A 4,409-nucleotide genomic window follows, 5' to 3' on the forward strand; every position below is an offset into this window, starting at 1 on the left:
GAGTACATCGAGATTTTTTATAACCGCCAACGTCGCCACTCACGGCTTGGCAACTTGGCCCCAACTGAATTCGCCAAGAAGTATTGGGAATCAGCCAAAGCGGCTTAAAGCGGGACTGTCCAGTATTGTCAGGACACCCCATTCTTCACAAATATTGATACGTCGCATGAATGAGGCCAGCGCTTCGTTTCTGCTCTGCGGCGGTGAATCCAAAAACCGATCTGTCGCGACCAAAGGGATACCGGGGTTAGTGATCTCCATTCTGGAGTCAAATACCTCAATCATAGGGCCAGTACCGGTGACAGAGAAATCCTGATGGATAATGGCATTCGCCACCAACTCACGAATAGCCAACTCCGGATACATAGGCACTTCTTTGCGAAAGGCTTTGCCTATTGCCTCATTGGAGGGCAATAGAGTCTTTAAATAATCGATAAGCCCTTCAAAGCCAACGGCATAGCCTTTATTGCCTTCGATTTCCCGAATGGTTTCGATACGGCTGTTGCCACGATATAAAATGAGCCGAACCGCCTTGCGTCCAAGGTGTTGAAAGTTTTGCAGTTTTTTCGCAAACAGAATGGCTCCCAAATTCGTGATACCCCATTGATCACCGGGCATTTCCTGAATTAATTGATCAGCCTTTAATGCATTTAAAATGCCGGCACGATTTTCCGGTAAGGGCAACCCGGTTAATTCAAAATACGCCGGATAGTCCAACAACTTCAGAACCCCATCGGCACTTACATTAGAGGCTGCCATTTGTCGTTCAAAAGGCGTTTTATCGAACACGCGCCATAGTGCCCGCTCTTTTTCTGGATACTCCTTTAGCTTCTTTTTATAGGAGCCGACACGGATGAACTCAACGCCATCAAATTGCACCGGGTTGTGTGCTCCGGCCTGCACTTCCAGAATAACGACCGGCAATTCACTGACACCGACAAACTCAAAAAAACGAAAGTGAATTTTTGGTGATATTTTCTGTAGCAACCAACTTTCAAGTTCCTGCTGCTTATAGCGAGCTGTTGAAGGCTTAAATGTTGTCCCAATCACCTCATGAGTATCATTCTCAACACCCCAAACTACATAGGCAGACTGCTTACCCAGCAAAGCAGCGGAATTAGCCAGCGCCGAAATATATTCACCAATCATTGGTGCATTGTCGTTATTATGTTTGAACTCCACCCACTCCGCTTCCTGCGGCAGTGAGCACAGTTCTTTTAACAAGGATTGTAAGTATTCCAAGCTGCGGTCTACGGTCATTACATTGTCCTACGCAAAACTTTGTTGCTTAAGTGCCTCGGCGGCTTTTTGCAGCGGCTTCTTTAAGGCCTGCTCTAGCCTGCACATGTGCTCCAAGTGCCAGGCAACGGATTCTTTCCAGGTGTCTTTATTGAAACTATCTGCCGTACAGGAATACTCAATGCGGCAGGACTTCTTCTCGTCCAGACGTAGCCACTCCAATTTATCAGCGAAGTTCGATTCAATTTCGTCTTTAAGACCCAGCAGAAAATCAAAGAGGAATTTGTTTTCTTCTGTTGCACTACGGCTAATCCACAGCTCTACGCGCAACACGGTCTTATTAAAAATCAAATTGTAGGGGCATCCGCTTAAGCCCGAGCCCGCCGAAAGCCAGTGATCTTTACTAGGGCTGATATTATCGTAGAGGTTGCACGGGCTTTTTTGGAAGGCTTCCAAGGCCTTTTCCCAATATTTCCTTCGCACGGTATGACGGTTCTTCACCACCACTTCGGTGGTCTTTTCCTCCGCTTCTTTGGCGTTGATGCCGATCATCAACTCCCTGGCTTCGGGCGTGGGTATGATCTGGTCAATATTGATAAGCAGTTGTTTACCCAGGGCATAGGGCGTGACTTTAAAGCATTGAATACTGATACCCTGACCTAACAACCACAACGCCGTACTGGTGACCTCTTTGCGGAAGTTGGCAGCCACCAATATAATGCGCTGACTATTGCCGAGGTTGAGTTTGACTTCATCCAGATCCGGCGCATCGAGAAACTCACAGATGCGGGTGGCGGCATCCTGTCTGTTTTCTTGAGGGGATTGACCTGCCCGAGTGATCGCTTCACCGGCTTCAATCGTCGGGCTGATAGGGGAAAAGAAGCGGTGCAAATATTGCTGATAAATCTCGACAATCTGGCCTTTGGTTAAGCTGGCGCAGTAAGAGGCATACTTCAATGCCTGCCACACCACATCGCGGCCACTATCATCCAGCTTGTTTTCGATAATCACCAGGTTGCCTTCTTTATCCAGCGCCAATAGATCGAGGCGTTCGCGGGTATCGTCAAAGCCATCAAACTCTTTCTGGATAATCAACAGCTCTTCATCCAAGGCTTGGGGCTGATGGGCCAGCCATTCCTGTAGGTGTTTACGTTCAGTAAAACCCAGCTCGCTGAAGGTTTTGATTTTTACCGGATTGATATGGTTGGTTTGATGGTTGACGGTAAACATTGCCCTATGCCTCCACTGTGCTCTGCGCTTTTTTAACCACACCAGCCATTTCAGGGGTAACTTTGATTTTTCCAGTCACCGCACTGTTGATTAGGGTGGTTTTATATTCTTTGAGTTTTTCAATTTGAATATTTAAGTGATCAATACCCTTATCCATCTCATACATCTGAATTTTCAATGAATGAATAATTTCATTCTGTTCATCCACCGGTGGATAAGGCACTTCGACCACTCCAAACCTATCAAAATACAAGCGCAACCGCATATCCATAATTCCACGAGAATGGCGCTTAAGTTCTGCGGAGCAAAAATTTGATCTGAACAAGTAGTGATAAAAATAGCCATTTACTGGCAATTGAGGGCGTAAAATATCATATGCCGGGCTTGTAACGCCGTCATATTCTGAAAGACCAATAGCGCCCATCCATGCGAGCAATTTATTGACCACAACATCGCCCTTTTTAACAAACCAATAACCGTCAGTAGTTGACGCTTTGTTACCTCGTTCCTCTAATTCACTGCGCGGCTTAACACCTATATCGGTATAAACAGAAAGAAGTTCGTGATCGTTATTTTTCTCAGAAGGCTCCATCACCAATCTGAAAATATTTTTGACCCGTTTCATCTCCCAATGCGCGGGTATCTGCCCAATCCAATCCACGCCGGAATCTTTCATAGGTGCGTTGGGATCAAGCCCCTGGGTCACGGCTTTTTGGATAATGATTTGCTTGCGCTCTTTGAGCAGGGCGATCTGCTGTTCTTTGATGGCAATGGCTTCGTCGATTTGTTTGGTTTTTTTGTCGAGGAAGCTGGAAATCAAACCTTGTTGTTCTTCGCTTGGCCATGCAAACTGGTGATTATTCAGATCTGCCTGCGTCATACTTGGTAACGCAGTGGATGTTAAATAAAAAGAAAAAGGAATTCCTGTACAGCAATAATAAAAAAACCTGCCGTTCACTTTTGTTTTAGGAACTGCATAAAACATTGTATCTACAGTCCAAAACTTTCCATTCACATGTAATGGCTTGTCTATGGTCCCCTTTCTTCCGAGCAAGATCGCCTCACCATCGAACAAAAATTTCTTCGCGCAGGCAAATTTTCCACCAGACCCATATACGGGGTATCCCTCATCAACGACTACACTTTTATAATCAAGGCCATTACGAATGCTAACCAGGTGTTTTATCGGTTTGATTTCCCAGGACTTGGGAATATTCTTAACCCATTCCAATTTACATTTTTTATAGGAATCATACTTCGGCAATTTAGCTACACTCTTCATCGCCATCAACCCTGCACCTGCTCAATATCCACACCCAGAATCTGCGCAATTAAACCCTCAGCTTTTTGCTCCAGGCTGATAATTTCCTCTGCAACGGTCTCCAATGAACGTAGTGGTTTATGGCGGTAGAAGTATTTGTTAAAGCTGATCTCGTAGCCGATTTTGACGGAATCCAGATTGATCCAGGCCTCACTCACATGGGGCTTTACTTCATCGAGAAAGTACTGATGAATGCTTTGCGGCTCATCCTCTTTCAACAGTGACACTGATTCAGTGTCGCGCAGGTCGGAACTCGCACTATAGGTAATGTATTCGTTTTTCTTATCGGTTGGGTAATAGCCAAAATCCTCCAGCTGCGCTTGGGTACAGCTGTAACGTTGCAGCACTTCATCCAGCTTATCGCCACTGAGTTTTACCACTTTTTTAATCACTTTAGCGGCTGTTTCGTGGTACCAGCTTACGGCATTGAAGATATTATTTTTTTCACTCGCCTTAAGCGCGACCTTATACTCCTTTAGGGAACCTCTGAAAAACTGCTCCAGTCTGGCATAATTTACCCCATTTCCAACATACACAGATTCAATCATGAGCCAACTGACCTTCGCCGAAGCCGAATACACTATCAAGAAACGCAAAACACGGCGCGAACTGTTCCTCG

Annotated in this window: 4 protein-coding genes and 1 pseudogene; 1 reads left to right on the forward strand and 4 read right to left on the reverse strand. The window is 45.6% G+C overall.

Annotation, left to right across the window (positions count from 1 at the left end; translation table 11 throughout):
* Positions 1–108: IS3 family transposase (locus tag AB1S50_RS18970; protein ID WP_367149665.1), on the forward strand; the 108-nt coding region annotated here is incomplete at its 5' end.
* Here the strand turns inward: AB1S50_RS18970 and AB1S50_RS18975 are convergent.
* From AB1S50_RS18975 to AB1S50_RS18990, 4 genes and pseudogenes are all read right to left on the reverse strand, one after another.
* The gene (locus AB1S50_RS18975; protein ID WP_367152795.1) at positions 91–1,260 is read right to left on the reverse strand and encodes an RNA-binding domain-containing protein; all 1,170 of its coding nucleotides are present in this window, start codon (positions 1,258–1,260) and stop codon (positions 91–93) included. The two genes, AB1S50_RS18970 and AB1S50_RS18975, sit on opposite strands and share 18 nt — an antisense overlap.
* A 9-nt stretch (positions 1,261–1,269) precedes the next feature.
* Entirely contained in the window at positions 1,270–2,469 is a 1,200-nt protein-coding gene (locus AB1S50_RS18980) for a DUF4268 domain-containing protein (RefSeq protein ID WP_367152796.1), read from the reverse strand.
* 4 nt (positions 2,470–2,473) lie between these two features.
* Positions 2,474–3,757: a restriction endonuclease subunit S gene (locus tag AB1S50_RS18985; RefSeq protein WP_367152797.1), complete on the reverse strand. Its 1,284-nt coding sequence runs from the start codon at positions 3,755–3,757 to the stop codon at positions 2,474–2,476.
* Positions 3,757–4,409: pseudogene (locus tag AB1S50_RS18990) on the reverse strand (hypothetical protein); the annotation flags it as partial. The gene AB1S50_RS18985 and the pseudogene AB1S50_RS18990, both read right to left, overlap by 1 nt.

Source organism: Microbulbifer discodermiae (assembly GCF_040742695.1).
Lineage (GTDB): Bacteria > Pseudomonadota > Gammaproteobacteria > Pseudomonadales > Cellvibrionaceae > Microbulbifer.